Here is a 24,597-nt window from a genome sequence, read left to right as displayed (position 1 = left end):
GCGCGCAGCTGCGGACAGACCGCCTGGTGTGTCGGCTCAGGCGGCCGAGGGTTGCGCTCCGGTGGATGCCCGCGCGCGGCCGATCACCTCGGCCAACCGCGCCGTGCAGCTGCCGCAACCGGGCTTCCATCCGCAGGCGTTCTTCACCTGGCGGATGCTGTCGGCGCCCGCCGAAACGCAGGTGTGCACGTCACCTTCGGACACCGCGTTACAGATGCAGACATACATGAAGCCTCACAACCAGGTCACTTTATCGCTGAGGTTAGCCTCGACTAACGAGGTAAGCCTCCCCTAATGTATAGCAGCTCGGAGCAGCGCTGTGAAGTCCGGTGCCGACGCGAATCGCGGCGCATCGGATAGGGGCGCTAGCCGGTCAGCCGCTTCGCGGCCAGCTGCCGCAACTCGCTGGACTGGAGCGCCCGGCGGACGTTGGTCAAACGCGGCGCCGAGTACGCGATGGTGCGCACATTGGTGGACGCCGCGCTGACGGTGATCAGCGCGGCCGGTACCACCGGACGTCCACGGGTAACGGACATCGTGGCCACCGCCGGGCTGTCCAACGACGCGTTCTATCGGCACTTCCCGTCCAAGGACGCGCTGGGGGCCGCCCTGCTGGAGGACGGAGCGGAGCGGTTGACCGGCTGTGTGGCCCACCCGATGGCCAAGGAAGCCGACCCGCGTGCGCGCTTCCGGCGCTGGTCGCGGCGATCCTGGCGCAGACCGAAGAGCGGACCGCGGCCGCGACACTGGCCGTGCTCTGGAACGCCGCTGGGCCGGGCCTGGGGTTGACGGCCGGACCTGATGTGGTGGACACCGCGCCTGCCGGGCTACTGCGCGACACGCTCGCGGCATTGGTAAGCGCCGCAACGAATTGCGACGCGGCGCTTACGCGATCACCGGCACGCTCGCCGAGCGGTTGCGCCGACGCGGCGAGCCCGCTCCCGGCGACGTCGAGCGCATCACGGCCTTCTGCCTGCGCGCCCTGACTCCGCCGGGTCCGGAATGAATCCGCGCCTGTCGACGTAGGTGCGGGTGGGCGCGGTTCGTTCTGGTCGACAAACCATCCAGGACTGAGACCCGGAATGCGCGGGAGAGAGGGCGCCGGGCCCGGCTCAGACGGTGATCTCGACGACGTCGCGGATCCGGAAGCGGTCACTGGAGGTGATCTCGACCGCCTGCCGGGCGACAACGATCGCGGCGTCGCGATCGAAGCGGTAGCCGACCTCGAGCGAATCGGGCACGACGCTCGAGCGCGCTCCGTCGCGCAGGCATTCGGCCCGCGCGCTGGTCGCCGCGTCCAGAGCCGCCATGGCGTCGAAATCGTCGCCCGATGGCGGGCGGGTCTCGTCGGCGCCCGCGATCGGGACTGTCGTGTCCGATATCGAGCAGAGCCGACCGGCCGGGTCGAGCGTCACGCTCAGTTGACCATCGCCGCCTGCCACCGCGGCGACGCCGTCGTAGACCTGGCGGTAGTGCAGGGTGTACTCGGCCACCGATGCCGCTACCTCGTCGCCGTCGCGGCTGCCACCGCCGTGGAAGGTGGCCGACATGCCGGCCAACGCCAGGTCGTGGCCGAGGTCGAGCTGCCGGATCGCGCGATCGGCGATATCCCGAACCTCCTGTGGTGCGATGCTGTCGGCAGTGCGGTCCGGCTCGGCGTAGAACACGTGGTACGCGCCGTCCGGATGCATGACCAGTCGCGGTTCGAATTCGACCGGGGCAGAATATTCCTCGGCTGTGGGTGACGCGGGCTCGGCGAGCACGGCCCGCAGACCGAACCGTTCGGCGAGTCCGGCGGCGGTATCCGCGTCGGCGCGACGGCGCGACAAGCGCAGCGCCCGCGGCCGGCGAGGAACGTGAAGGCCGAGGTCGACCTCGATGGGGACTTGGCCAGCCCATCGCCACCAGTACCAATTGTCCGACACCGGCTCGCCGAAGAAGAGACGCTCGTTCCACAGCCGGTCCTGTGCCTCCCGGTCGGTGGCGCCACATGCCGCCGAGGACACCCGGTGATCGTTGTGGAAGATCGACAGCGCCGCGTCCTGCCAGGCCTGGCTGAACGACTTGCCGGTGTTCCACTCCTTGAAGAACCGCGTTCCCTGCTGATCGGTGTCGAAGGTGAGGCTGTCGAACCCGAACAGCATCCGTGCGCCCAGGTTCGGCGTATGCCAGGTGCGAAATGGGCTGTGCCCGTCGTGCATTCGCAACGACTCGCATCCGTGGAGGAACAAGTAGCGCAACCGCTGGTCACCGAAACTCATTCGATCCGACCACGCGTAGATGGTGTCGTCCCAGGTCCGGCCCATCGCGGTGAGGAACACGCCGTCGTCCATGGTCGTGCTGTGCGCGTAGTGATAGAAGACCTTCACCGAGTCCATGCCGAGGCGATCCTGCCAGTTGTCGTACTCCTTGTCGTAACGCCATTCCCGGACGTCGTCGTCCTTGGCGTGGAAATTGATCGTGTTGAACTTCGCGACGTAGTCGAGGAAGCCGTTGACGCAGGCGTGCGGGTGACTCAGTGGGGCGTCCTGCGGGTAGACCTGAATCGACGCGCCGGCGTAGATGTTGTCTGACATGGCTGAATGGTCGCGGGCATCGGCCATCGGAGCACGGGTAGCCGACTACTCGATCCGCGCGGGTCATCGGCCGTTTTCGACCTGGTTGAACGGAACGTCGCGATTACACCGAGTTCTCCGCGTACGTCGAGGACCGCAGGAGGAACCCAATATCCAGTGGTGCCTGCGCGAGGACCGCAGCCGCATCCGGAACTTCATCGAGCACCCGACCACCTCCGAAGCGATTGTGACCTCTGCTACAGATCATGCCACTACCGGACATGCATGTCCGGTTATATTACTGTCCCGTAGCGGCCATGGTGGGCCGCGCGAGATCCGAGCTCGCGTCTGATCTTCGAGGGTGTGTGATGTCAGCAATTTCGCGCCGGTCACTGTTGACCGGAGCAGCCGCGGCGGGCGGTCTCGTGGTCGCCTCCCGCTACGCGAACACGACGAGTCCGATCGCCGCGCGGGTGAACAGCGTTCCGCTCACCCGCGAGGAGCATCGGGTGGTCGTCATCGGATCGGGGTTCGGCGGTGGCGTCACCGCCCTGCGCCTGGCCGAGGCCGGAGTTCGGGTCCTGGTGCTCGAACGTGGTCTGCGCTGGCGGACGGGCCCGAACGCGGAGACCTTCCCGCGCGCTTCGGCGCTGGACAAGCGGGTGCTCTGGTACAAGTCCAGCCCCGTATTGTTCGGCAAGCCGATGGTCTTCGAGCCGTACACCGGACTCGTCGAGGCGGTGCCGGGTACCAACATGACCGCGCTGTGCGCGGCGGGTGTGGGCGGGGGATCGCTGGTCTATCAAGGGATGTCCCTGCAACCGACGCGGGAGGTGTTCGATACCCACTTCCCCGAGGCCTTGGACTGGCCGACGATGAATAGGGTGCACTACCCGCGGGTGGCAGGCATGCTCGGCTTGGCCGTCGCCCCGGACGAGTTGATCGCCAGTCCCAACTACGCGGCCGCGCGGGTCTTCGCCGACCGTGTGCGCCGCGCCGGGCTTCCGCTGTCGAAGATCCCGATGCCCATCGACTGGAACTTCGCCCTGGCCGAACTGCGGGGCGAGATGAAGCCCTCCTACACCAACGGCGACGGCGCCATGGGGGTGAACAACGGCGGCAAGCATTCGGTCGACGTCACCTACATCGCCGCCGCCGAGGCGACCGGCCTGGTGACGGTCGAGCCGCTGCACCAGGTCACCGATGTCGAGCGTGCCGCCGACGGCAAGTGGATCGTCCACGTCGAGCGCCTGGACACCAGCGGCGCGGTGCTGGAGAACAAGATCATCACCGCTGGTGCGCTGGTGCTGGCGGCCGGAAGCCTCAACACCACAAGACTGCTGGTGCGCGCCTCGGCGAAAGGCCTGATTCCCGATATGCCCGACGGACTCGGCCAAGGCTGGGGCACCAACGCCGACCGCATCTACCTGTGGACCGATCCGACCGCGAGTTTCGGTGCGGAGCAGGGCGGTCCAGTGGTCTACGGCAGCAAGAACTGGTCCGACCCGCACTCCGCTCACACGCTGATCCAGGCGTCCATCCCGCCCATGGGCGCCGATGCCAACAGCACCATGATGGTCGGGTACGGCATCAGCGACGGTCGTGGGCACTTCGTCTACGACGCGGCCCGCGACGACGCGATTCTGCAGTGGCCGCAGGACGGTGACAGCTACATCCAGGACAACTACATCGGTCCCGCGGCCCACCGGATCGCCGGTCCGGCGGGCATTCTCACCGACACCAACCTCCTGTTCCCGTCGACCTGGCACCCCTTGGGTGGTGCGAGTATGGGAGCCGTCTGTGATCTGGAGGGCCGGGTGCACGGCCAGCGGGGCCTGTACGTGCTCGACGGTGCTCTCATGCCCGGGAACACCGCGGCGTGCAACCCGTCGATGACGATTGCCGCTGTTGCCGAGCGCGCTTTGGACACCTTGGTGGCCGATGACGTCGGCACGGTCATCTGACCGTTGCCGCCGGGCCCAGGGCCGTGGTCAAGCGTCAGGCAGCACCGGGCGCACCGCCGTGGCCTCGGGGCCGCGCTTGCGCATGGCGGCGGTGAACACCACTGGCTGACCCGCGTACAGCGCTTTGTATCCCGTGGTCTCGATGCTGGTGTACTCGACGAAAACCGGCGTGGGATCGTCTTCGGGCTGTAGAAACCCGAAGCCCTTCTCGATGTTGAACCAGACCACCGTGCCGCGGCGCCAGTATTCCGCCGCGGCACGGGGGCGGTAGGGCTGTTCGGTCACGAAAGTCAAGGATAGAGGCCGGATCACGCGGCGCTGCGGCGCACCGGATCGGAATGCATGATCCGCCGCCACCAAGCGTCCAGCGGACTGGGGTCGGGCCAGACGATCGCGGCGTCGGAGGAGATCCCGGCTCCGGTCTCGGTCGCGGTGAGCATGGGGTCGGGTGGATCGGTGGCTGCCATAATCGGATGCTCCATCGAGTACGCTCCGTTCGCACGAAAACGCTTGTGCGACAACATCTTCCATATTTCGGCGAGAGGCGGGCCCGGTATTCCGGGCCCGCCCGAAAAAGCGGGAATGACACTCTTCGCAGATTTGACTCCGATATCACTGGCTGCGACATCACCTCGCTTTCGATTGTGCGGGAATCTTGCGGTTTACGCGGCTTCTCAGACGTCGATCGCCTTGTGCCCGTTACCGCGGCCGATTTCGATCTTGCGTGGCTTGGCCTTCTCTGCCACGGGAATCGTGAGGCGGAGAACGCCGTCGGTGTAGTCGGCGCGAATCTTGTCGGTGTCGAGGTTCTCGCCCAGGAACAGCTGACGGCTGAACACGCCGCGAGAGCGTTCCGCGGCGATCATCTCCCGGCCCGAGTCCAGTTCGGGACGACGCGCGCGTACCGTCACCACATTGCGCTCGATGTCCAGGTCCAGGGATTCGGGATCGATACCGGGCAGGTCGAACTCCACGACGAACTCCTCGCCGGCGCGCCAGGCATCCATCGGCATCACCGCGGGGTGCGCCTTCGTGCCGAACACCTGCTGCGTCAGACGGTCCAGATCGCGGAACGGATCGGTGCGCATCAGCATGGTCGCCACCTCCAACTCACTCCATTCTCCATAGTAGGGGCCAGATAACCTCTGTTGTCTGGCATAGATTTTTTGTACCACCAGAGAAAGTTGAGCGCAAGGCGCTAAACTAGGAAATCTGTCGACCGAAGTGAAGTGAGGATGGATGGCGCAGGAGAGGGGCGACTCGGTGCATCTGCCGGATCCCGACCGAGCGGTGTACGGGATTTCGGTCGCTGCCGAACTCGCCGGAATCGGGGTGCAGACGCTCCGGCTCTACGAGCGTCACGGATTGCTGACCCCTGCGCGCAGCGACGGGGGCACACGCCGATACAGCGGCGACGATCTGGCCCGGCTGCGGCGAATCACCGACTTGGTCGCCACGGGAGCGAACCTGGCCGGCATCCGCCGCATCCTCGACTTGGAGGACGCGAACGCCGACCTGCACGCGGACAACGACCGGCTGCACGCGGACAACGACCGGTTGCAGGCCGACAACGTCCGTCTGCGAGACGCGCGGAACCATCCGCCCGGTGGCGCGTAGGTTCGGGACTATGCCGAAAAGGGTGTGCGCAGATCGACCACCGTGCCGGTATCGCCAGCGGTCACGGTGACCTCTGGAATGAGTGCGCGGATCAGTGGCATGCCCCGACCCCGCAGCGAATCGGCTTGCGGATCAGGGTGTTTCCATCGGCCGCTGTCAGAAATGGTCACCCGGAGTTCGTCGCCGTCGACCGACGCGCGCAAGCGGACCACGCCGCCGTCGCCTTCATGGCCGTGCTCGACGGCGTTGGTACACGCCTCACCGACGGCGAGCAGCACGTCGTAGGCCGGGGCCGCGGCCATGCCGCACTGGGTGAGCCAATCCTGCAAGGTATGCCGGACGGTAGCCAATTGCACCGCCTCGGCGGGGAAGTCCAGCTCCAGCGGCGTCACGGCGTTGGGTAGGGGAACCCGCTCGCCCGCGCTCACGAGCGCGTACCAGCCGCCGGGATCGCAGTGTGTCTGTCGCGGCCCGGTTTTCCCGTCGTCGTGCCTCGCCGATAGCGTCGATGCGCCGTCACCTCGTTACCTCCCTATCGGGGATCGGTGCGCTGTACTCGCCACGCCGAGCACGTGGACCGCCGTCGAGCTCGGCTGTCGTGTTCGCCGTGGATGTGCCGTTCTCCCCGAAGCTATACCCAGTTGATCATTCCTCATGCAAGGCCGCGGTCCCGTCGGTGAGAACCACCGGCACCGGCACCGCGGCGAACGTCATCACAGCATTTGGCGCGGCAGTCGGACGACCTGGACGAAGAACTCGTCGATCTGTTTGATGGCGGCGACGAACTGGTCGAGGTCCACCGGCTTGGTGACGTACGCGTTCGCGTGCAGCCGGTAACTGCGCAGTATGTCCTCCTCGGCCGCGGAGGTGGTGAGCACGACCACCGGGATGTGCGACAGATCAGGGTCGGCTTTGATCTTCTCCAGCACCTGCCTGCCGTCGTACTTGGGCAGGTTCAGGTCGAGCAGGATCAGATCAGGCCGCGGAGCGTCCGCGTGCCGTCCTTGGCGGTAGAGGAATTCGAGCGCCTCCTCGCCGTCCCTGGCGACGTGCAAGGTGTTGCCGATCTTGTTGTCCTCGAAGGCTTCTCGCGTCATCAGCTCGTCGCCAGGGTCGTCTTCCACGAGCAGGATGTCGATGGGCTGGCCGGGATCGGTCATGCGGTGGCTCCTTCAGGGGCGGGTACGTCGGCGGTGCGGACGGTGAGGTCGGCTTCGGCGGTGCGCAGGGTGAAGTAGAAGCGAGCGCCCGCGGTGTACTCGGTGTCGATCCAGATCCGGCCGCCGTGATACTCCACGATCTTCTTGCAGACAGCCAGCCCGATACCGGTTCCGCTGTACTCCTCACGATTGTGCAGCCGCTGGAAGATGACGAACACCTTCTCGGCGAATTCGGGCGCGATACCGATGCCGTTGTCCGAGATCGACAGCAGCCAGCCGCTGCCGTTCTCGGTCGGTTCGCAGGTGATCTCGATCCGCGGTGCGCGGTCGGGCTCGCGGAACTTGATGGCGTTGGCGATCAGGTTCTGCCACAGCATGGTCAGCAGGGTCGGATCGCCGATGATCTCGGGCAGCTCGTCGGGCCGCTGGATGCTCGCGGTGGTGTCGTCGATCACCGCGGAGAGATTGGTCAGGGCCTTGTCCAAGGCCGGGCCGAGGCCGGTGGGTTCGGTGCGGTCGGTGACGCGGCCGACGCGGGAGAAGGTGAGCAGGTCGTTGATCAGCACCTGCATCCGCTTGGCGCCGTCGACGGCGAAGTCGATGTACTGCTTGCCGCGCTCGTCGAGCTTGTCGCCGTAGCGCTTCTCCAGCAACTGGCAGAACGACGCAACCTTGCGCAGCGGCTCCTGCAGGTCGTGCGAGGCGACATAGGCGAACTGCTCCAGCTCGGCGTTGGACCGGCGCAGTTCCACGGCCTGCAGGTCCAGATCCGTCTTCTGCTCCGCGAGCACCGCTTCCTTGGCGCGGGAGGAATCCAGCTCGGCGACGATGCGGCGGCGCATGCTCTCCACCGCGTTCGCGACGGTCACCAGGTCTGCGGGGCCGTGGGCGTCGATGTGATGATCGAAGTCGCCGCCCGCCACCCGCAGCGACGCATCCGTCAAGGACCCGAGGGGACGGACGATCAAGCGCCGGATCAGCACGGTCAGCAGGACACCGGTCAACAGGAACGCCACGACCATCCCGGCCAGCACGGCGTCCCGGACCGCGCGAGTGTGGGTCAGCTCGTCTTCGTCATGCGCGATGGTCGCCGCGAGACTGCTGTTCTGGGTGTCGAAACGTGTCCGGAGGTCGTCGAACAGCGGTTTACCGCGGACCGGCGTGGTGGGGTCGGTGCCGAGGGGTGATCCAGAGGCCAACCCCGCGACCAGCGGCTCCGCGTACTCGCCGCGCCACCGCTGTGCGGCCTGCTCCACGGCGTCGAGCTCGTCGAGCAGCGGCTCTCGATCGGCCAGCAGCTCGCGCAGGCGGGTCGCCGACTGCGCCTCGTCCCGGGTGCCGTCCCGGTAGGGCTGGAGGAACTGCGGGTCGGCGGTGATCCGGTAGCCGCGCAGACCGGTCTCCTGGTTAACCAGGGCACTCTGTAACCGGTAGGCTTCGGCCGCCGCGGGCAACGTCCTGTCGACGAGCCGATCGGTCACGCGGTTGGCCTGCGCGATCACCTGGGCTCCTGCCACGGTGCCGATGATCACCACCAGCACCATCGCGGCCAGTACCAGTTGGAACCAGGCCTGGGCGGTCAATCGTGCGCTGAGCGGCGCTCGACCGGTCGTCATCGTCATCGGTCCTGTCCTTGCCCGTCGCCGTTCCATCCCAGATACAGAATGGCGACATCGTCGTCCAATCCGCCGGACGCACCCGCCAGCGCCTCCACGCGACCGATCAGCTCGTCGACGAACCAGTCGGGATCCGCGGCTCGCACGGCGCGCGCGACCTCCATCAGCCCTTGCTCACCGAGTCGTTCCCGGTCGGTCCCGGCGTACCCTTCGAACAGGCCGTCGGTGAACACCATCAGCCCGGAGCCCAGCGGCAGCTCCAGATCGTGGACGGGCCACTCGGCGCGACCGGGCAGAAAGCCGAGGGCGGGCCCGCCGGGGACCTCGACCCAGGTCAATCCGGAAGCCGAGCGCAGCAGCATCCCCGGGTGCCCGGCCCGCAGCACCTGGGCGCGGCGGTCGCCGGGATACAACACCAGGCTCGTGACCGTCGCGAAAGTCTGCTTGCCGGTGCGTTCGGCCAGCAACACTTGCTCGAGCAGCCGCAGTTGCCGGGCGCCGGTGACGCCGCTCAACACCAGGGTGCGCCAGGCCAGGCGCAGTGCCACGCCGGTCGCCGCCTCGTCCGGGCCGTGGCCCGACACGTCGCCGATGACGGCGTGCACCGTGCCGTCCGCGTCCTGCACGACGTCGTAGAAATCGCCGCCGAGCAGTGAATGGGCCCGGCCGGGACGGTAGCGCGCCACGACGTCGACCACCCGCTGTCCCCGCAACAGCGGGGTGGGCAGCAGGCCGCGCTCCAGCCGCGCGTTCTCCTGCGCGCGCATATTGCTCGCCTGCAGGGCCGCGCTGGTGCGCTCGGCCTGCTTGCGCTGGATCGCGTACCGCACGGCGCGCCCGAACAGCTCCGGCTCGACCCGGCCTTTGACCAGATAGTCCTGAGCTCCCGCCGCGACCGCGGCCAACCCGGTCTGCTCCTGATCGAGCCCGGTCATCACCACGATCGCGACCTGGTCGGTGTGCCTGCGGATGCGCTCCACCGCCTCGAGCCCGTTTGCATCGGGCAGATGCAGGTCCAGCAGCACACAGTCGGGCTCGGCGGAGGCGAGGTGCTCGGCGGCCTCCGCCAGCGACCGGACCCAGTCCAGTCGCAGGCCCGGCGCGCCGTCCACGACCAGTTCCTCCACCAGCAGCGCATCCCCCGGGTCGTCCTCGATCAAGAGCACCGAAGGTTGCTGCCACGGCCAATCCGCGCCGACCATCACCTCGGGATCGTCGTCTGTCCCGTCACGCCGCACGGACACCGCCGGTCGTGGGTCCGGTTGCGACGGAACGACTGACAGCACTGATGCCGTCGTCGGCGAACACCGACAACCCGGCCTCCGATCCCCAATGGCGGCACCAGCGCACGCCTACTGTCTCAGCGGCCGCTTGCTGGACCGAGAGGCAGGCAAGATCGTATCCGATCCGCTACCCGACCGAGACATGACGGTGTTCACCTGGGCAGAAGCGGAGGCTGGGCGCGAAGGGGGCCGGAAGATCAGACCATGGTGCCCGTCAGTCGTGCGGTGCTCCGCTCGTCGTCCCTGGTCGCGCCGTCGCGGCGCGGGGAGCGGACTTCCGCCAAGCTTCGTGCGACGACCGTGGCATGGACCGCGATGACGGCAAGGGAAGCCGAGCCGATCACAGCAAGAAGCACAACCACGACAGATACCGGTCCTTTCGGGTGCGAGCGGGCCGGTTGCCCGCTCGATCGAGTGCCGAGTTCGCGTCCACCGATCCCGGCGGGCGCGTGCTCCGCCTCCAACGTGCCCGCGTCGCTCCGGACCAAACACACCGATGCGGCGGCGCGAACGGGTCGCGCGATCACGCGAGGACGACCTCGGCCGTCGCGCGACCGAAGATCTTGTGGCCGTCGTGCTCGGCGGTGATCGCGACGGTGGCGGTGCGCGTGTCCGCGTCCAGGTGTTTCACCCGGCCCGAGAACTCGATCCGGCCTCCGGTCGCGCCGACGTGCACCGGATTGGTCAGCCGGACGTTGTAGGAGCGCAGGGCCCCGGGGTCGCCCAGCCACGAAGTGAGCAAATCCACACTGAGCCCGATGGTGAACATGCCCTGCGCGACAACCGTTCCCATTCCCATCTTGGCCGCCGCCTCGGTGCTCCAATGGATGGGGTTCGGGTCGCCCGCCACTCCGGCGTAATTGACCAGGTCGCCTTGGCTGACCGTGAGTGTGCGTGGGGGAAGTTCAGCTCCCGGACGCACGGCTTCGAACCGCCGTCCCCGCGGGTTCGCCGATGTGACGGGCGTCTCGCGGGCGGGCTCGCTGCCGTTCCCCACGCGGCGCGGGTCGGGGACACGGCGCTGCTGCCGGGCCTCCGGGCGTACTCCGTGCATCACCACCGCGTCCAACCAGTCAGGCAAGGCCTCGTCGGCCCGCCCGACCAAGCTGGTCCGAGACGTGAGGACCGGCCGATCATCCTGGTCCAGGATGGTCTGGCGCAGGACGATGAGGTCGCCGCCGAACGCGTGCCGGAACGAGTCCAGGGACATCTCGAAACAGATCCGGTCGCCGGCCAGGAGCGGACGGTGGAATTCGATCATCTGGTCGGTCTGGATGGTCCGGCTCAGGTCGTAGCCGGGCAGGATCGTGTCGAACACCTCGGCATAGGCGAGATACCCGGGCACCGCGCCGAAGGTCGGCGGAGCGACCAGGTTGCCGTAGCCGAGGTCGGCAGCGGCGTCCTCCGACCAGTGCGCCGGGTGCTGATTGCGCACCGCGCGGGCGTACTCACGGATCTTCTCGCGGGCGACCTCGTAGTGATCGCCGCTGCGATACCGGCGCCCGACCATAGCGGCGGGCACCGCGGCGTCGGCCGCGTCGTTCGCACTCGATGTAGCAGGGATTCTGGACATCGCGGGGGAATCTACCCAAGGAGAGCCGAATTTCCGGTCAGCCCGCATCGCACGCCGTTTCGCGGCCGGAGACGTCCGCGGACCGGGTCGCCTCGCTCGCCGATCGTGGCGGTTCAGCACAGATTCCGCTCGGCGGCCACCACCACGGCGGCGGCCTCGTCCACCGATTGGTGCGCGCTCACCCGCACGACGATGTCGGCTTCGGGCGTTCCCGCCGCCAATTCCCGGCACACCGCGTAGCCCAGATCGAGCAGCGCCGCGGTCACGCCGTCGCCCGCGGTCCGCACCCCGAGCCGCTGTAGATCGGCGAAATAGCCTTTGGTGGCACCGCGCGGCGCGTGCGCCCGCGCTTCGGCGACGATGAACGCCGCCGCGACCGCGGAGACGGACAACGCGCAGACGACCAGCACCCCGCACAGCGCGAGCTTCATTTCGTTTCCCATCGAAATAATTTGTGGTCGGACGGAATTCGGCATGCGACAGCCGACGCAGCCTAGCCGGGCGCCGGTCGCCTCGCGAAAGAGCCCCCGTGCCGGTCGTGCGCGTACCGAACGCGCGCCGCCGGTGGCGCGGCCTCGGTCGCTCGTCGTCGCGGAAGGCCTGGTCAGCGCTAGTTTGAGCAGTGGTCCCCTGGGAAGTCGATCGACAGGACCGACGGGACGGGTATCGGCCTTCGGCTGGCCGCGGCGGCGATGCCGTTCGTCGAGCGCGGGAGCCTACCCGCAAACCCCGTCGCGGTCGTGAAGCGATCGCGCCGCTCGTCTCTGCGGTCTCGTCGCCGGCCTCCTGCCCGCGGCTCGTAGGAGAGGAGAGAGATGTCTGGCCCGAACTACACCACCGATGACGCCGGGATCCCGGTCCCCAGCGACGAGCATTCACTGACCGTCGGCCCGGATGGGCCGATCTTGCTGCAGGACTGGTATCTGATCGAGAAGATGGCGGCGTTCAATCGGGAACGGGTGCCCGAGCGCCAGCCGCACGCGAAGGGCGGCGGCGCGTTCGGCGTCTTCGAGGTCACCCACGACGTGAGTGCCTACACCATGGCCGAGGTTTTCCAACCGGGGAAGAAGACGGAGATGCTGGCCCGCTTCTCCACCGTCGCTGGAGAGCGCGGCAGCCCCGACACCTGGCGCGATCCGCGCGGGTTCGCGCTGAAGTTCTACACCGAGCAGGGCAACTTCGACATGGTCGCCAACAACACGCCGATCTTCTTCGTGCGCGACCCGATGAAGTTCCAGGACTTCATCCGTTCCCAGAAGCGCCGCGCCGACAACAATCTGCGCGACCACGACATGCAATGGGACTTCTGGACGCTGTCGCCGGAATCCGCGCACCAGGTGACCTGGTTGATGGGTGACCGCGGTATCCCGCGCACGTGGCGGCACATGAACGGATACTCCAGCCACACCTACATGTGGGTGAACGCCTCCGGGGAACGGTTCTGGGTCAAGTACCACTTCAAGACCGATCAAGGTATCGAGTTCTTCACCCAGGACGAAGGCGATCAGATGGCGGCGATGGACACCGACTATCACACCCGCGATCTGTGGGAATCCATCGAAGGCGGCGATTTCCCGAGTTGGACGTTGAAGATGCAGATCATGCCGTTCGACGAGGCGAAGTCATACCGGTTCAACCCCTTCGACCTGACCAAGGTCTGGCCGCACGGCGACTATCCGCTGATCGACGTCGGCAGGATGACGCTCGACCGCAATCCGGCGGATTACCATACCGAGATCGAGCAGGCGGCGTTCGAGCCGAGCAGTTCGGTACCCGGCACCGGGCCGAGCCCGGACAAGATGCTGATGGCCCGCTGGTTCTCCTACCCCGACGCGCACCGGCACCGCATCGGCGCCAATTACAAAGAGCTCCCGGTCAATACGCCGCACGCCACCACCGTCCGCTCGTACAGCAAGGACGGCGCGCTGCGTCACCACAACCCGGGCGATCCGGTGTACGTGCCGAACTCGAAGGGCGGCCCGCACGCCGATCCCGCCGTCGCTGGTCCGCCCGCGACGTGGCACACCGACGGAGAACTCGTGCGCTCGGCCTACACGCTGCACCGGGACGACGACGATTGGGGCCAGGCGGGCACCATGGTCCGCGACGTGCTCGACGACGCGGCACGGCAGCGGCTGGTGGACAACATCGTCGGGCACCTGCTGAACGGCGTCAGCGCGCCGGTGCTGGACCGGGCATTCGAGTACTGGCGCAATGTCGACAAGAATCTCGGCGACCGGGTCGAGGCCGGGGTGCGCGCGAAACAGGACGAACTCGACCCCAAGGCGGCCGGGCAAGCAAATCCGGCTCGCTCGTCGGCGCAAGCGAAAGCCTGACGGACGCCAACAAGCGGCCGGTACCGACCGGCCGCTTGTTCGTTGTCTTTTCGTGATCATTTCGTCGTGTGTCCCGCGCCAGCTCTTCGAATGTGTGCGGGAGCATGACTCTCCGGATCCAGTGGACCGCAAGCACCGTGGTGTTTCGAACGAATTCGAGGCTCGGTGACGTCCCCGTGGTACCGGATGGGTCGTACCGGGCCGGCCGACGCAGATCGGAGGACCGCATCATGGCGTCTGACGCCGATATTCGACCTGATCAACGCGCACAACATAGTTCGTGGGCCGCCCGGACGATCGCCGCGGTATGTGCGGCCGCGGCAGCCGTGCTTCCCGCCGCCCCCGCCGTGGCGGAGCCGTCGTCCGTCGGCGAACCCGATCTCCCGCTGGAGGTTCCCATTCCCGGTGGATTCCGGGGTTTCTCCGAAATCCTGCGATTCGTTCCGCCCGCGCCGCCGATGCCGCAGATGCCGCTCGGTCGACCTGTGCCGCACCACGGCGGGATATCGGCGCCGCATCAGGACGGTCGTTCGCTGCCACACCACGGCGGCGCGACCGGTCACACGGCGAAGGGATAGGTTCGGGCAGTTCCCCGGCTTCCCATCGGGAGGTTCCGTCGAGCGGTTCCAGTGCGCGGGTCTCCTCGATGTGAATCAGCGCGTCGAACCGGTGGGCGATCCGTACTCGGAAGTAGTGACTGCGCCGCTCGGCTCGCGGCCGGTGGCGACGCCCGGTGTGGGCGTGGTCGCGCACACGATTCGGTCCAAGGCGCGACCCACTTCCTGGCACGTGGACTCGGAGCAGCGGGCACGGCCACCACGATTCGCGTCGGACCCGGTCGCCGCACCGCTCCGGCGCGGCGCGCATATTCGCGCCGTTAGCGACGTCGTCGACCAGGGGCATGGTCGTGCCCGCTACGTATCGCCCAATGGGTGCTGTCGGACGTATAGTGCGTCTTCAACCCGCGCATGGCCGGACGAAGGCGGTGGGTACGCCTAACTCGGTTCCATGCGCCCATGTCGAGCCGTCGACGCCCTGGACATCGCGGGTCGCATCGCCGCCATGTCGGCCGGAGCGCGGCGCGGCACGCGGGCTCTTCGCCTCGGAAGAGCGCGGAGAGCGAGTCCGATCCCGCAGCCGACCGCGATGGCGAACGCCGCCCATTCCGAGCCCGACACCACGGTGACCGGGCCCCAATCGTGCAGATGGTGCGGCGACACCATCGTCCAGTCGAACGACTCGGTGCGGGTGGGCGCCACGGTCGAGGGGCGCCACAGGATGGCGATCGCCAGAATGCTGCCCGCCGTTCGTGGCTGGATGCAGACCGCGCAATACCCCGCGACGACGGCGAGCGCGGCCGTGACCACGTTGCGCGTGCCACCTGGTGGGGCAACGGAGGCGAACAGCGCGACGGCCGCGAGCAAACCGGCGCCTATCAGGGGATTCGAGGGTCGGATTCGGGTTCCGACCAGATACCCGAGCAGGATCAGGCCCAGCAGGAGCGGCACGCTCCATATCGGTCGCGGACCGCTGCCCACCGCGCTGCCTGTGGCGCTGAGCCCGACCGCGAGGTAGATCGCGATCCCGTCCCGGCGCGGTAACAGCCAGGCGGCGAGGGTCGTGGCCAGCAGCGTGCACAGTGCCGTCACGATCAGCGCGAGACTGCCGTCGCCGTGACGGAAGCGCCACTCCGCGACGGCCAATTCGGTCAGCACGAGCACGATCGCGGCGATGACCGGGCTGAGCGGCAGTTCCGGATAGATCGGTTCCGGCGTGAAGCGGTGCCGGGTGACCACCTGGCACGTCAGGATGAGCCCGGCCACCGCCGCCAGCAACCACAGAGGTTGCGTTTCCAACACCGACCACACGTGTGGCTCGGCGGTCGCCCGATGCGGGTTGCCCAGCAGCCCCGACGCCTGCGAGAGCGTGATGACCACGAAGCAGCCGACAGCGCCGAGTACCAAGCCCGTCGCGGGCACGCGGCGGCCGAGTACGGCCACGCCCGTCGCGCCGAGCAGGATGCCGCTGCCGATCGCGTCGAGGTTGGCGGTGGTCGTCAGTACGTCGGGCGAGGCACTGTTCGCTTCGACCGTGTGTGTGACGAACAGCAGCGATGTCGCCGCCAGCGCGATCCACCACGCGGTACGCGCCCGGGCCAGACTGACCGCGACCACCGCGGTGACCGCCGCGACCAGCACACCGATCGCTGCCTCCCGCGGCACGCTCAACACCAATCGATTCACCTGATAGGGCGTGCAATGACAGGTCCTGCCGAAGCTGAGCGGCACGACCAGCAACAACCCGGCCACCGCGGCGGCCAGGAACGCGGTGACGCCTTCGAGTGCTTCACGCCATCGCACCACTTCACAGTCCTACCCAGCCGGGACGAACCGAACATCACCGGCGCCGCGCCGCACTGAAACTGGTACCAGCAGCACCTGGATACTTGTGTCCCGGTACGGGATGATCTCTGGAATGACCGAAGTCGTCGATGTGCGAGCAGTGCGCAGGGCGCGCCGCGCGGAACTAGGAGCCTTCCTCAAATCCCGGCGAGCGCGTATCGCACCCGAGGATGTCGGCATCCCCACCGGAACGCGTCGACGTACACCGGGGCTCCGTCGCGAAGAAGTCGCCCAATTATCAGGAATCGGCGTGACCTGGTATACGTGCGTGCAGTGCAGTTAGGGGTATCTATTGCTTAGCCTGGGGTGATGCCTCTGAGTCCGAAGGATTTCCCTGGTTTGGCGGCCGTCATCCAGGCCCGTGTGTCGAAGGTGGGGAAGCATAAGAACGAGCGTTCCCCGAAGGAGCAGATCGCGTGGGGGCGGGGGAGTGTGCCCAGTTCGGGTGGTCGGTGTGCAAGGTGATTGATGAGGGTGCGGTGGGGGCGACGCGTTATGCGCGTAAGGATCGTCCGGGTCGTGAGGTGCTGCGTCAGGAGTTGGCGGCGATAGCTGGCCGGGTGAAACGGGGTGAGGTGCCTGGGGGTGTGTGGGTCAACTGGTCCTCGTCGCGGGCCAACCGGAAGGTCGGCGACATGGCCGAGCTGCGTGAGTTGTGTGCGGAGTTCGGGGTGTACTGGTATTACGGCGGCGTGCTCTATGACATGAACGATCCCGACGATCGCAAGCGGGTCGCTCAGGATGCTGTCGAGGACGAGCACGCGCCGGAACGAAACCGGCTGGACTCGATGCGTGCTCTGGCGCAGAACTTCGCTGAGGGTAAGCCGCATGGCCCGGAGGCGTTCGGCTTCCAGATCGTCTATCAACGAGGCCGTGCGGTGCGGCGGGTGCCGTGCCCGCAGAACGGTCCGATCTTTCGTGAGATGGCCGGGCGGGCGCTGAACATGGAGCCGACGTACCAGATCGGACGTTGGCTGACGAGGGAAGAGGTGCAGGTTCCGAGCCACGACAAGTCTTTCCCGTGCAACCGGTTCTCGGTGAAGGACGGGCGTCGGGTGGTGCGGAAGGTCGATAGGAGATCGTGCCCGTGCCCGAAAACGTGGCGACGCAATGGGATAGCGACATGGTCAAGCGCGTGCTGTTGAGCGAAGCGGCGGCGGGCCTGCGTGTTCATATAGACGAGAACGGCGAGCGCTTGACGATCAAGGCTGCTTGGGAAGGCCTGATCTCGGTCGAGGAGCATGAGCGACTGAAGATGATCCTCCATGATGCTCGGCGGGGGGCCTCTGACGGGAGTGCGCCGAAGTGGTTGCTGTCGGGGTTATTGCGGTGTTGGAAGTGCGACGGGCCGGTTGTGTCGCGGCGCAAGTGGGGTCCCGAAACTCGCTACTACGTGTGCAAGAAGAACAGCTGCGTTGGTCGCGCGGCGAAGTTGGTCGATGCCCTGGTCGAGGAGGTGGTCCTGCGGCGGCTAGAGGATCCCGCATTGCTCGGTGCTCTGGCTCGCACGGACGAGGACGCCGTGGCTGCGTTGGCGGAGGCACGTTAATTGCGCGTCTCGTATGAGAAGTGGTTGAACGATGCTATTGACGCGGACCTGTCGCCAGCGGAAATCGCCGTCTATAAGGCGAGGAAGGCGCCGCTGATCGAGGCGGCGGAGCGGAGAGCCCAAGCGGCGCTGCCCATGCCGCACGTCGCTGCCGCGGCAGGCCCGGATGCGCGGGCGAAGTGGCACGATCCGGAGTTGACCCCGTTGGAAGCGAAGCGCGACATCATCCGGTCGCTGGTGCGGGTGACGATTCTGTCCGCCGCGGGAAAACGACGCGGGGTCGGTGTGGCAGCTGGCGTGGACTCGATCGAGATCGAACCACTGGTCTCGTGACCTACCGTGGACTCCCACTCAGGCTCCCGGTGCGCCGATCCTCGCCGCACCGACCGGGCCATGTATCGATCCGGGTAGTGAACGTGACCGGTGCAAATGCCGCAATGGGTGCTCGGTCTCAGGAATGGCCTCACTGACGCCCACACCGGGTCTGCAGCACGCTGGCGGCCGCTGACCGATCTCAGTCAAAACTAGTACTGACAGTAACTGGATACCTGTGGCGCGGTGCGGAAGGATCAGAGGATGACCGATGTAGTCGACGTCCGGGCAGTGCGGAAGGCCCGACGCGCGGAGTTGGGTGCCTTCCTCAAATCCCGGCGAGCACGTATCTCGCCAGAGGATGTTGGAATTCCGACAGGAACACGTCGGCGCACTCCCGGCTTGCGCCGCGAAGAAGTCGCCCAGTTATCCGGAATTGGAATAACTTGGTACACTTGGCTTGAACAAGGTCGCGAAATCAATGTTAGTGTGCAAGTTCTGAATTCGGTGGCGCGGACTTTGTCGTTGGATGCGGCGGAGAAGGCGCATTTGTATCGGTTGGCGGACGTGCCGACGGTGCCTTCGGTGGATTCTGGATCGGCGTTACCCGAGGAGTTGCAGGTGATCTTGGATCACCTGGAGCCGTTGCCGGGGGTGGTGTTGAGTGCGAGGTATGACGTGTTGGCGCACAACAGCTCGTATGAGGCGTTGTGCCCGGGGTTTTTGGCGGGGGAGCGGAACGTGGCGCGTCGGGTGTTTTTGACTCCGGAGTGCTGCAACGCGTATCGGCATAATTGGGATGATCTGCGGCGGATGGTGGGGTATTTGCGTGGGGCGTATGCGAAGAATCTGGGTGATCCGGGGTGGGAGGAGTTCATCGCGGAGTTGTGTGGGGAGAGTGAGAGTTTCGCGTCGTTGTGGGCGTTGAATGATGTGGCGGTGCCGGTGAGTCGGACGAAGGCGGTGCGGAATTTGGCGGTGGGGGAGTTGGAGATGTTTTTGACGAGTATGTCGTTGCCGTCGGTGCCGAATGCGTGGATGCAGGTGTATACGCCGGTCGATGAGGTGGCGTGGGGGAAGTTGCGGGCGTTGTTGGCGATGAGTGCGGAGGAGCGGTCGCGTCCGTGGGCGGAGCATCGGGAGATGTATCACGCTGCAGTGGGATGAGTTTTGCAGCTCATGCAGTGTCGTGGGCGATGATCTCCTTGCGTGGGCGTCCGGAGTCGTTCCAGGATCTCCGAGAAGACGGGAGTCAGCGGGGCTGGGAATGGCCCGAATGGAAATGTATGCGCTCGATCCGGTATTCGGAACGGTCATTCAGCCCAGATTCCCCGTTGATCGAGCGTGTCCACGACGAAATCGGCGCCGTCCGCGATATGGGTTTCGGCGAGCGCGCGCGCCCTGTGGGTATCCCGTCGCTCCAGCGCGGCTACCAGCTCGGCGTGTTCGGATGCTGTGGTCGCCGCGTCGGATTCCAGCGAGGCGTAGAAGCTGTTGGGCAGCTGGTGCACGATCCCCGCCAGCAGGCGTGCCAGGCGATCCGAGCCGGCGAGAAGGTTCACGGCGCGGTGGAATTCGTGGCCGAGCGCGATGATGCGCGCGGTGTCGCCCGCGTCGCTCGCCGCGACGGATGCGGCGATCAGGGTTCGCAGGAGTACGAGATCGTGTGGGGTCGCCGTTTGCGCGGCGCGGGCCGCCAGTTCGCCGGCCAACTTGCTCTGCGCCCAGAACAGGTCCCGCACGTCCTGGCGGCTGAACGCGGCGACGACGAAACCGCGCCGCGGCACCAGCGTGACGAAACCCTCGCTGCTGAGCGTCAAGAGACCCTCGCGTACGGGCGTCACACTGACGCCGACTGCCTCGGCGATGGGTTCCATCCGCAGGAAGTCGCCCGGCCGCATGGCGCCGGACATGATCTGCTCGCGTACGTGAGCGGCGACCCGGTCGGGCAGTTGCTGATGACGGCGCTGCGGCGGTGGCTGGCTCCGGGATGTCATCGCCTCACCCGGTGATCAGGACGACCGTCTCGGCCACACACACCGGCTTGGTCGCTCCGGCATCGAGGACGTACCGTGCGGTCACGGCGGTGCCCGCATTCGTCTCGGAGACGTCGGTGACGGTCGCGGTGGCGCGGATCCGCGAGCCGGCCGCCAGCACGGCCGGGAAGCGAACCTTGTTGACGCCGTAGTTGACTCGTGCCGTGCCGAAGCCGAATTCCAGCAGCTCCTGCCGGAAGTGCGAAATCAGCGACAGCGTCAGGTAGCCGTGCGCCACGGTGGTGCCGTAGGGGCCGCGTGCGGCGCGGTCGGGGTCGACGTGGATCCACTGCCGGTCGCCGGTCGCCTCGGCGAAAGCATCGATGCGCGTCTGGTCGACGAGCAGCGGGGCGCTCGGGCCGATCGGCTCTCCGATCGCCGCGCGCAGGTCCTCGACCGAGGTGAACATCCGGGTCACGTGTCGCTCCTGTCGGTGGTGACGATGTCGACGGTCGCGTTCGGTCCTGCGGATTCTTCACGCGGACCGAACAATTCGAGCGCGATGCCGTCGGGGACGGTGGTGGCCAGCAGTCGTGCCGGTTCTCCGCAGAACAGCGGCGCGCGGCCACGATGACGCAGTTCCCGGACCGGCTCACCGGCCATGAGCCGGTGAACCTCTGCCAGGGCCAGCGCCTGCAGCGGACCGTGCACGACCAGACCGGGGTAGCCTTCGACGCCCGTCGCGTAGGGCCAGTCGTAGTGGATGCGGTGAGCGTTGGCTGTCGCGGCCGAGAACCGGGCCAGCAGACTGGGATCCGTGCGCAGGGCCCATTCGGTGCCGGAGATCCGGGTCAGCGGAGTGCCGGGTTCGGGTGAGTCGGGGAGCGCGGCGGGCTTGTCCGGCCGCGGCGCGGCCTCCCGGTAGATCAGGTTCTGCTGCTCCTCGACCGCGAGTTCGCCTGCGGCGGTGAACAACCGGATGGCCACGTCCACCACGACGAGTGCGCCGGAACGGCCGTTCTTCTCGGTCACCGACACCACTTCGGCTTCGCGGCGCACGGTCTCGCCGACGGTCAGCGGCGCGTGGAATCGCACTTCGCCTCCGGCGAACATCCGCCGGGGGAGCGCGACCGGCGGCAGGAACGATCCACGGCGTGGATGCCCGTCGGGGCCGAGGACCCCGGACGCGGCCCAGCGCGGAAGCGCCACCCAGTGCCATAGCGGCGGCAACTGCTCACCCGGCGCCGGGGCGGGCAGTCCGTCGTCGAACAGCGCCGCCAGTGCCGCGACGGGGGCGGGGTCGAGCAGTTCCGTGGTGGTCTCGAGGTGCGGCTGCCAGGTGCTCACATGAACCGCCCGCCGGTCACCTCGAGCACGGTGCCGGTCATGTAGGAGGACAGATCCGAGGCGAGAAACAGCGCCACCGAGGCGATCTCGTCCACCTCGCCTGCGCGGCCCAGCGGGATCTCGGCCATTTTCTGGTCCCACACCTTCGCCGGCATGGCCTCGGTCATCGCGGTACGGATCAGGCCCGGCTGGATCGCGTTGACCCGCACGCCCAGATGCGCCAGCTCTTTGGCCGCCGCCTTGGACAGGCCGACGATGCCCGCTTTCGCCGCGGAGTAGTTGGTCTGGCCCGGCAGGCCGATCTTGCCCGAGAGCGAGGACATGTTGACGATGGCGCCGCTGCCCCGCTCGCGCATGACCGCACCGGCGAGGCGGGTGCCGTTCCAGGTGCCCTTGAGATGGACGTTGATGACCTGGTCGAACTGGTCCTCGGTCATCTTGCGCATGGTGGCGTCGCGGGTGATGCCTGCGTTGTTGATCATGACGTCGACGGGGGAGAAGGACTCCGCGGCCGCGTCGAGCAGCGCCTGCACGTCCTCGGCCACGGTGACGTCGCAGCGCACGCCCCGCGCCACCTCGGGGCCGCCGAGCTTCGCCGCGGCGGCTTCGGCGGCCACGCCGTCGATGTCACCGATGACGACGCGCGCGCCCTCGCTGACGAAGCGCTCGGCGATGGCGTAGCCGATGCCCTGGGCGGCGCCGGTGACGACGGCGGTCTTGCCCGCCAGGAGTGGTCCGGTCATTTGGTGTCCTCGGTATCGAAGGGGAGTCGGTCGAGCAGGTCGAGGATGCGGTGGGCGCGATCGACGACGGGCTTGTCGACCATCGCGCCGTCGACGACGGCCACGCCCGCGCTGTCCGTTGTCGCCGCCAGAATCGCGCGCGCCCAGGCGATATCGGCCTCGGTGGGACGGAAGGCGGCAGTCACAGGGGGTAGCTGCCGGGGATGGATACAAAGCTTTCCCGCGAAGCCGAGGCGACGGCCGTAGGCGGCGTCGTCGGTGAGCAGGTCGGCGTCGTCGACGGCGGCGGTTACCCCGTCGATCGGGCCCGGCAGTCCCGCCGCGGCCGAGGCCAGGACCAGCAACTGTCTGGTTCCGGCCAGTGCCTCGCGGTCGGTGGGGTCGACGACGAGTTCGGCGGCCAGATCGAAGGTGCCCACCGCCAGCCGGTGCACACCGGGTGTCGCCGCGATCTGTCTGGCGTCGAGCACACCGGCCGCGGTCTCGATGAGGGCGATGAGCGGGGTGCCGTCAGTCCGGCTGACCGCACCGTCGTAGGCCGCTGACGCGGCGCGGGTGCGGTTCGGGTCCGATCGGCTCGCGTCCGCGCCGAGGGCCGTGACCACCGAGCCGATCGAGCCGGCGTCGGCCTTGGGCAGCATCACCGCGCAATCGAGCGGTGCCAAGGCTTCGAGGTCGGCGGCGTGCCATGCGGTTCCGGCGGCATTGATGCGCACCGCGCACACATTGCCCGCCTCGACCCACTCGGCGGCGGCGGTGCGCGCGGCGTCCTTCGCGTCGGGGGCGACGGCGTCCTCCAGATCGAGCACCACCAGTCCAGCGCCGGCCGCGGCGGCCTTGTCGAAGCGCTCGGGACGATCGGCGGGGACGAACAGCAGCGTGGAGGCGGATCGGACGCGATCGAGCGTCGCGGGTCCCGGCGGAGCGCCGGTCGGCGCCGTATGGTCGCGCGGCCCGGTCCTCACCGTGCTCATGCGCGCTTCTTCGCTTCGCGCACGAGCCCTCCGCCGATGATCAGGCGCTGGATCTCGCTGGTGCCCTCGTAGAGGCGCAGCAGGCGGACATCGCGGTAGATGTGCTCGACGGTGACCTCGCGCATGTAGCCGCTGCCGCCGTGGATCTGGACGCCGTTGTCGGCGGCGCGGCCGACCATCTCGGTGCAGAAGAGCTTGGCCACCGAGGGCGCGATCCGGCGGTCCTCGCCGGAGACGTATTTGGCCGCGGCGTCGCGGACCAGCGCGCGGCCGGCCATGACACCGGTCTGGATATCGGCGATCATGGCCTGGACCAGCTGGAAGTCACCGATGGGCGTGCCGCCCTGGGTGACGGTGGCGGCATAGGCGACCGACTCGTCGAGGACCCGCTGGGCGGTGCCGACGGCCAGCGCGGCGATGTGCACGCGCCCGCGCGAGAGCGAGGCCATGGCGGCCTTGTAGCCGACGTCTTCGGCGCCGCCGACCAGAGCGTCGGCCGGAACGCGGACGTTGTCGAAGGTGACGTCGGCGGTCCAGGCGCCCTCCTGACCCATCTTGGCGTCCTTGGGCCCGACGATCACCCCGGCGGTGTCGGCCGGAACGAGGAATACCGCGATGCCCGAGTCGCCGGGGGTGGCCTCGCGGGTGCGCGCGAAGGTGACGAACAGATTCGCCAGGGGCGCGTTGGTGATGAAGCGTTTCTGGCCGTCGATTACCCAGTCGTCCCCGTCGCGGCGGGCCCGGGTGCGCAGGCCGGCCGGGTTGGATCCCGCACCGGGCTCGGTGAGCGCGAAGGAGGCCAGCACCTCGCCGGTGGCGATGCGCTCGAGCCACTGCTTGCGCTGCTCGTCGGTGCCGAAGTTGACCAGCACCTGACCGGCGATCCCGTTGTTGGTGCCCCACAGCGAGCGCAGCGCCAGGCTGGTGTAGCCGAACTCCATCGCCAGCTCGACGTCCTGGGTCAGATCCGCGCCGAGGCCGCCCCACTGCTGGGGGATGGCGTAGCCGAAAAGTCCCATCTCCGCGGCCGCGCGGCGGATGTCGTCGGGGATGGCGTTGGTCTCGATGATCTCGGCTTCCCGCGGCACCACCTTGGTACGGATGAACGTGCGCACGTGCGCCAGGATCGGTTCGAAATCCTCTGCGCTGAGTTCGGGCACCCGCGACTCCTTTCGTCATTTCCAATATAA

At 67.5% G+C, this 24,597-nt stretch carries 29 protein-coding genes and 2 pseudogenes; 10 read left to right on the top strand and 21 right to left on the bottom strand.

Going from position 1 to position 24,597, the window contains the following annotated elements:
- Nucleotides 1–36 precede the first annotated feature (36 nt).
- Nucleotides 37–228: a (2Fe-2S)-binding protein gene (locus tag AB0L97_RS12155; protein WP_355080904.1), complete on the bottom strand. Its 192-nt coding sequence runs from the start codon at nucleotides 226–228 to the stop codon at nucleotides 37–39.
- A 137-nt stretch (nucleotides 229–365) separates the two neighbouring features.
- Nucleotides 366–536, bottom strand: coding sequence for a hypothetical protein (locus tag AB0L97_RS12150; protein ID WP_364428594.1), 171 nt, complete (start codon nucleotides 534–536; stop codon nucleotides 366–368).
- Between AB0L97_RS12150 and AB0L97_RS12145 the strand changes: the two genes are divergently transcribed.
- Nucleotides 457–789 carry a TetR/AcrR family transcriptional regulator gene (locus AB0L97_RS12145; protein ID WP_364428568.1) on the top strand — a complete coding sequence of 111 codons (333 nt, stop codon included), beginning with the start codon at nucleotides 457–459 and terminating at the stop codon, nucleotides 787–789. The two genes, AB0L97_RS12150 and AB0L97_RS12145, sit on opposite strands and share 80 nt — an antisense overlap.
- Before the next feature lie 82 nt (nucleotides 790–871).
- Nucleotides 872–1,006, top strand: a complete 135-nt coding sequence (locus AB0L97_RS12140) for a hypothetical protein (protein ID WP_364428131.1) — start codon at nucleotides 872–874, stop codon at nucleotides 1,004–1,006.
- 106 nt (nucleotides 1,007–1,112) lie between these two features.
- Here AB0L97_RS12140 and AB0L97_RS12135 read toward each other — a convergent pair whose 3' ends face one another.
- Nucleotides 1,113–2,576 carry a DUF6345 domain-containing protein gene (locus AB0L97_RS12135; RefSeq protein WP_364428128.1) on the bottom strand — a complete coding sequence of 488 codons (1,464 nt, stop codon included), beginning with the start codon at nucleotides 2,574–2,576 and terminating at the stop codon, nucleotides 1,113–1,115.
- Between the two features lie 347 nt (nucleotides 2,577–2,923).
- Between AB0L97_RS12135 and AB0L97_RS12130 the strand changes: the two genes are divergently transcribed.
- A complete protein-coding gene (locus tag AB0L97_RS12130) occupies nucleotides 2,924–4,519 on the top strand; it encodes a GMC oxidoreductase (protein WP_364428125.1) in 1,596 nt (531 codons plus the stop codon).
- Between the two features lie 27 nt (nucleotides 4,520–4,546).
- On the opposite strand, the gene AB0L97_RS12125 is transcribed toward AB0L97_RS12130, so the two are convergent.
- The 3 genes from AB0L97_RS12125 to AB0L97_RS12115 all read right to left on the bottom strand — a co-directional run bounded on the left by AB0L97_RS12125 (nucleotide 4,547) and on the right by AB0L97_RS12115 (nucleotide 5,613).
- Entirely contained in the window at nucleotides 4,547–4,804 is a 258-nt protein-coding gene (locus AB0L97_RS12125; protein ID WP_356962144.1) for a cold shock domain-containing protein, read from the bottom strand.
- A 23-nt stretch (nucleotides 4,805–4,827) separates the two neighbouring features.
- Nucleotides 4,828–5,001 (bottom strand): hypothetical protein, encoded by a 174-nt coding sequence (locus AB0L97_RS12120; protein ID WP_355080897.1) that lies wholly within the window; start codon nucleotides 4,999–5,001, stop codon nucleotides 4,828–4,830.
- Nucleotides 5,002–5,193: 192 nt separating this feature from the next.
- Entirely contained in the window at nucleotides 5,194–5,613 is a 420-nt protein-coding gene (locus AB0L97_RS12115; RefSeq protein ID WP_355080895.1) for an HSP20 family small heat-shock protein, read from the bottom strand.
- Between the two features lie 145 nt (nucleotides 5,614–5,758).
- On the opposite strand from AB0L97_RS12115, the gene AB0L97_RS12110 reads away from it, so the two are divergent.
- Nucleotides 5,759–6,136, top strand: coding sequence for a MerR family transcriptional regulator (locus AB0L97_RS12110; protein ID WP_355080893.1), 378 nt, complete (start codon nucleotides 5,759–5,761; stop codon nucleotides 6,134–6,136).
- Between the two features lie 8 nt (nucleotides 6,137–6,144).
- On the opposite strand, the gene AB0L97_RS12105 is transcribed toward AB0L97_RS12110, so the two are convergent.
- The 7 genes from AB0L97_RS12105 to AB0L97_RS12075 form a co-directional block, all read right to left on the bottom strand.
- On the bottom strand, nucleotides 6,145–6,564 hold the full coding sequence (locus AB0L97_RS12105; protein ID WP_364428119.1) for an ATP-binding protein: 420 nt from the start codon (nucleotides 6,562–6,564) through the stop codon (nucleotides 6,145–6,147).
- Nucleotides 6,565–6,849: 285 nt separating this feature from the next.
- Nucleotides 6,850–7,296, bottom strand: a complete 447-nt coding sequence (locus tag AB0L97_RS12100; protein WP_355080889.1) for a response regulator — start codon at nucleotides 7,294–7,296, stop codon at nucleotides 6,850–6,852.
- Entirely contained in the window at nucleotides 7,293–8,918 is a 1,626-nt protein-coding gene (locus AB0L97_RS12095; protein ID WP_364428115.1) for a CHASE3 domain-containing protein, read from the bottom strand. The genes AB0L97_RS12100 and AB0L97_RS12095 overlap by 4 nt, the downstream gene beginning before the upstream one ends.
- Nucleotides 8,915–10,114 carry a fused response regulator/phosphatase gene (locus AB0L97_RS12090; RefSeq protein ID WP_364428565.1) on the bottom strand — a complete coding sequence of 400 codons (1,200 nt, stop codon included), beginning with the start codon at nucleotides 10,112–10,114 and terminating at the stop codon, nucleotides 8,915–8,917. Before AB0L97_RS12090 ends, AB0L97_RS12095 begins: the two co-directional genes overlap by 4 nt.
- Before the next feature lie 278 nt (nucleotides 10,115–10,392).
- Complete coding sequence (locus AB0L97_RS12085; protein WP_355080886.1) at nucleotides 10,393–10,557, bottom strand: hypothetical protein; 165 nt, start codon at nucleotides 10,555–10,557, stop codon at nucleotides 10,393–10,395.
- A 161-nt stretch (nucleotides 10,558–10,718) separates the two neighbouring features.
- On the bottom strand, nucleotides 10,719–11,768 hold the full coding sequence (locus AB0L97_RS12080) for a fused (3R)-hydroxyacyl-ACP dehydratase subunits HadA/HadB (protein WP_364428111.1): 1,050 nt from the start codon (nucleotides 11,766–11,768) through the stop codon (nucleotides 10,719–10,721).
- Nucleotides 11,769–11,881: 113 nt separating this feature from the next.
- Nucleotides 11,882–12,211, bottom strand: coding sequence for a DUF732 domain-containing protein (locus AB0L97_RS12075; RefSeq protein WP_364428108.1), 330 nt, complete (start codon nucleotides 12,209–12,211; stop codon nucleotides 11,882–11,884).
- Between the two features lie 372 nt (nucleotides 12,212–12,583).
- Between AB0L97_RS12075 and AB0L97_RS12070 the strand changes: the two genes are divergently transcribed.
- Nucleotides 12,584–14,104: a catalase gene (locus AB0L97_RS12070; protein ID WP_355080880.1), complete on the top strand. Its 1,521-nt coding sequence runs from the start codon at nucleotides 12,584–12,586 to the stop codon at nucleotides 14,102–14,104.
- Nucleotides 14,105–14,671: 567 nt separating this feature from the next.
- Here the strand turns inward: AB0L97_RS12070 and AB0L97_RS12065 are convergent.
- Nucleotides 14,672–14,812, bottom strand: a pseudogene (locus tag AB0L97_RS12065) (hypothetical protein); the annotation flags it as partial.
- A gap of 287 nt (nucleotides 14,813–15,099) precedes the next feature.
- A complete protein-coding gene (locus tag AB0L97_RS12060) occupies nucleotides 15,100–16,467 on the bottom strand; it encodes a hypothetical protein (protein WP_364428103.1) in 1,368 nt (455 codons plus the stop codon).
- A gap of 112 nt (nucleotides 16,468–16,579) precedes the next feature.
- On the opposite strand from AB0L97_RS12060, the pseudogene AB0L97_RS12055 reads away from it, so the two are divergent.
- The 5 genes and pseudogenes from AB0L97_RS12055 to AB0L97_RS12035 all read left to right on the top strand — a co-directional run.
- A pseudogene (locus tag AB0L97_RS12055) lies at nucleotides 16,580–16,771 on the top strand (transcriptional regulator); the annotation flags it as partial.
- 370 nt (nucleotides 16,772–17,141) lie between these two features.
- Complete coding sequence (locus tag AB0L97_RS12050; protein WP_364428100.1) at nucleotides 17,142–17,651, top strand: hypothetical protein; 510 nt, start codon at nucleotides 17,142–17,144, stop codon at nucleotides 17,649–17,651.
- Nucleotides 17,630–18,055: a zinc ribbon domain-containing protein gene (locus AB0L97_RS12045; RefSeq protein ID WP_364428097.1), complete on the top strand. Its 426-nt coding sequence runs from the start codon at nucleotides 17,630–17,632 to the stop codon at nucleotides 18,053–18,055. Before AB0L97_RS12050 ends, AB0L97_RS12045 begins: the two co-directional genes overlap by 22 nt.
- A 24-nt stretch (nucleotides 18,056–18,079) precedes the next feature.
- Nucleotides 18,080–18,388, top strand: coding sequence for a hypothetical protein (locus AB0L97_RS12040; RefSeq protein ID WP_364428094.1), 309 nt, complete (start codon nucleotides 18,080–18,082; stop codon nucleotides 18,386–18,388).
- 243 nt (nucleotides 18,389–18,631) lie between these two features.
- Nucleotides 18,632–19,534: a helix-turn-helix transcriptional regulator gene (locus tag AB0L97_RS12035; RefSeq protein ID WP_364428091.1), complete on the top strand. Its 903-nt coding sequence runs from the start codon at nucleotides 18,632–18,634 to the stop codon at nucleotides 19,532–19,534.
- A gap of 146 nt (nucleotides 19,535–19,680) precedes the next feature.
- On the opposite strand, the gene AB0L97_RS12030 is transcribed toward AB0L97_RS12035, so the two are convergent.
- From AB0L97_RS12030 to AB0L97_RS12005, 6 genes are read right to left on the bottom strand one after another with little or no spacing between them, the layout of a single operon-like run.
- The gene (locus AB0L97_RS12030) at nucleotides 19,681–20,364 is read right to left on the bottom strand and encodes a GntR family transcriptional regulator (RefSeq protein WP_195042913.1); all 684 of its coding nucleotides are present in this window, start codon (nucleotides 20,362–20,364) and stop codon (nucleotides 19,681–19,683) included.
- Nucleotides 20,365–20,368: 4 nt separating this feature from the next.
- Nucleotides 20,369–20,812 carry a MaoC family dehydratase gene (locus AB0L97_RS12025; protein WP_364428562.1) on the bottom strand — a complete coding sequence of 148 codons (444 nt, stop codon included), beginning with the start codon at nucleotides 20,810–20,812 and terminating at the stop codon, nucleotides 20,369–20,371.
- Nucleotides 20,813–20,817: 5 nt separating this feature from the next.
- Nucleotides 20,818–21,690 (bottom strand): MaoC family dehydratase N-terminal domain-containing protein, encoded by an 873-nt coding sequence (locus AB0L97_RS12020; RefSeq protein WP_364428087.1) that lies wholly within the window; start codon nucleotides 21,688–21,690, stop codon nucleotides 20,818–20,820.
- Nucleotides 21,687–22,433 (bottom strand): 3-oxoacyl-ACP reductase FabG, encoded by a 747-nt coding sequence (gene fabG, locus AB0L97_RS12015; RefSeq protein WP_364428084.1) that lies wholly within the window; start codon nucleotides 22,431–22,433, stop codon nucleotides 21,687–21,689. The genes AB0L97_RS12020 and fabG overlap by 4 nt, the downstream gene beginning before the upstream one ends.
- On the bottom strand, nucleotides 22,430–23,407 hold the full coding sequence (locus AB0L97_RS12010; RefSeq protein ID WP_364428081.1) for a CoA ester lyase: 978 nt from the start codon (nucleotides 23,405–23,407) through the stop codon (nucleotides 22,430–22,432). Before AB0L97_RS12010 ends, fabG begins: the two co-directional genes overlap by 4 nt.
- Nucleotides 23,404–24,567, bottom strand: a complete 1,164-nt coding sequence (locus AB0L97_RS12005; RefSeq protein ID WP_364428078.1) for an acyl-CoA dehydrogenase family protein — start codon at nucleotides 24,565–24,567, stop codon at nucleotides 23,404–23,406. The genes AB0L97_RS12010 and AB0L97_RS12005 overlap by 4 nt, the downstream gene beginning before the upstream one ends.
- Nucleotides 24,568–24,597: the final 30 nt, after the last annotated feature.

Source organism: Nocardia sp. NPDC051911 (assembly GCF_040681035.1).
Taxonomy (GTDB): Bacteria; Actinomycetota; Actinomycetes; order Mycobacteriales; family Mycobacteriaceae; genus Nocardia; species Nocardia sichangensis.
This window is presented reverse-complemented; position numbering and strand designations above follow the sequence as displayed.

What these genes read in the sequence shown, in the direction of transcription:
- AB0L97_RS12090 (WP_364428565.1), bottom strand. Translation starts at nt 10,114, where the DNA reads ATGGTCGGCGCGGATTGGCCGTGGCAGCAACCTTCGGTGCTCTTGATC.
- AB0L97_RS12130 (WP_364428125.1), top strand. Translation starts at nt 2,924, where the DNA reads ATGTCAGCAATTTCGCGCCGGTCACTGTTGACCGGAGCAGCCGCGGCG.
- AB0L97_RS12095 (WP_364428115.1), bottom strand. Translation starts at nt 8,918, where the DNA reads ATGACGATGACGACCGGTCGAGCGCCGCTCAGCGCACGATTGACCGCC.
- AB0L97_RS12110 (WP_355080893.1), top strand. Translation starts at nt 5,759, where the DNA reads ATGGCGCAGGAGAGGGGCGACTCGGTGCATCTGCCGGATCCCGACCGA.
- AB0L97_RS12155 (WP_355080904.1), bottom strand. Translation starts at nt 228, where the DNA reads ATGTATGTCTGCATCTGTAACGCGGTGTCCGAAGGTGACGTGCACACC.
- AB0L97_RS12025 (WP_364428562.1), bottom strand. Translation starts at nt 20,812, where the DNA reads ATGTTCACCTCGGTCGAGGACCTGCGCGCGGCGATCGGAGAGCCGATC.
- AB0L97_RS12150 (WP_364428594.1), bottom strand. Translation starts at nt 536, where the DNA reads ATGTCCGTTACCCGTGGACGTCCGGTGGTACCGGCCGCGCTGATCACC.
- AB0L97_RS12120 (WP_355080897.1), bottom strand. Translation starts at nt 5,001, where the DNA reads ATGGAGCATCCGATTATGGCAGCCACCGATCCACCCGACCCCATGCTC.
- AB0L97_RS12045 (WP_364428097.1), top strand. Translation starts at nt 17,630, where the DNA reads ATGGTCAAGCGCGTGCTGTTGAGCGAAGCGGCGGCGGGCCTGCGTGTT.
- AB0L97_RS12035 (WP_364428091.1), top strand. Translation starts at nt 18,632, where the DNA reads ATGACCGATGTAGTCGACGTCCGGGCAGTGCGGAAGGCCCGACGCGCG.
- AB0L97_RS12070 (WP_355080880.1), top strand. Translation starts at nt 12,584, where the DNA reads ATGTCTGGCCCGAACTACACCACCGATGACGCCGGGATCCCGGTCCCC.
- AB0L97_RS12145 (WP_364428568.1), top strand. Translation starts at nt 457, where the DNA reads ATGGTGCGCACATTGGTGGACGCCGCGCTGACGGTGATCAGCGCGGCC.
- AB0L97_RS12010 (WP_364428081.1), bottom strand. Translation starts at nt 23,407, where the DNA reads ATGAGCACGGTGAGGACCGGGCCGCGCGACCATACGGCGCCGACCGGC.
- AB0L97_RS12135 (WP_364428128.1), bottom strand. Translation starts at nt 2,576, where the DNA reads ATGTCAGACAACATCTACGCCGGCGCGTCGATTCAGGTCTACCCGCAG.
- AB0L97_RS12100 (WP_355080889.1), bottom strand. Translation starts at nt 7,296, where the DNA reads ATGACCGATCCCGGCCAGCCCATCGACATCCTGCTCGTGGAAGACGAC.
- AB0L97_RS12115 (WP_355080895.1), bottom strand. Translation starts at nt 5,613, where the DNA reads ATGCTGATGCGCACCGATCCGTTCCGCGATCTGGACCGTCTGACGCAG.
- fabG (WP_364428084.1), bottom strand. Translation starts at nt 22,433, where the DNA reads ATGACCGGACCACTCCTGGCGGGCAAGACCGCCGTCGTCACCGGCGCC.
- AB0L97_RS12075 (WP_364428108.1), bottom strand. Translation starts at nt 12,211, where the DNA reads ATGGGAAACGAAATGAAGCTCGCGCTGTGCGGGGTGCTGGTCGTCTGC.
- AB0L97_RS12050 (WP_364428100.1), top strand. Translation starts at nt 17,142, where the DNA reads ATGGCCGAGCTGCGTGAGTTGTGTGCGGAGTTCGGGGTGTACTGGTAT.
- AB0L97_RS12080 (WP_364428111.1), bottom strand. Translation starts at nt 11,768, where the DNA reads ATGTCCAGAATCCCTGCTACATCGAGTGCGAACGACGCGGCCGACGCC.
- AB0L97_RS12030 (WP_195042913.1), bottom strand. Translation starts at nt 20,364, where the DNA reads ATGACATCCCGGAGCCAGCCACCGCCGCAGCGCCGTCATCAGCAACTG.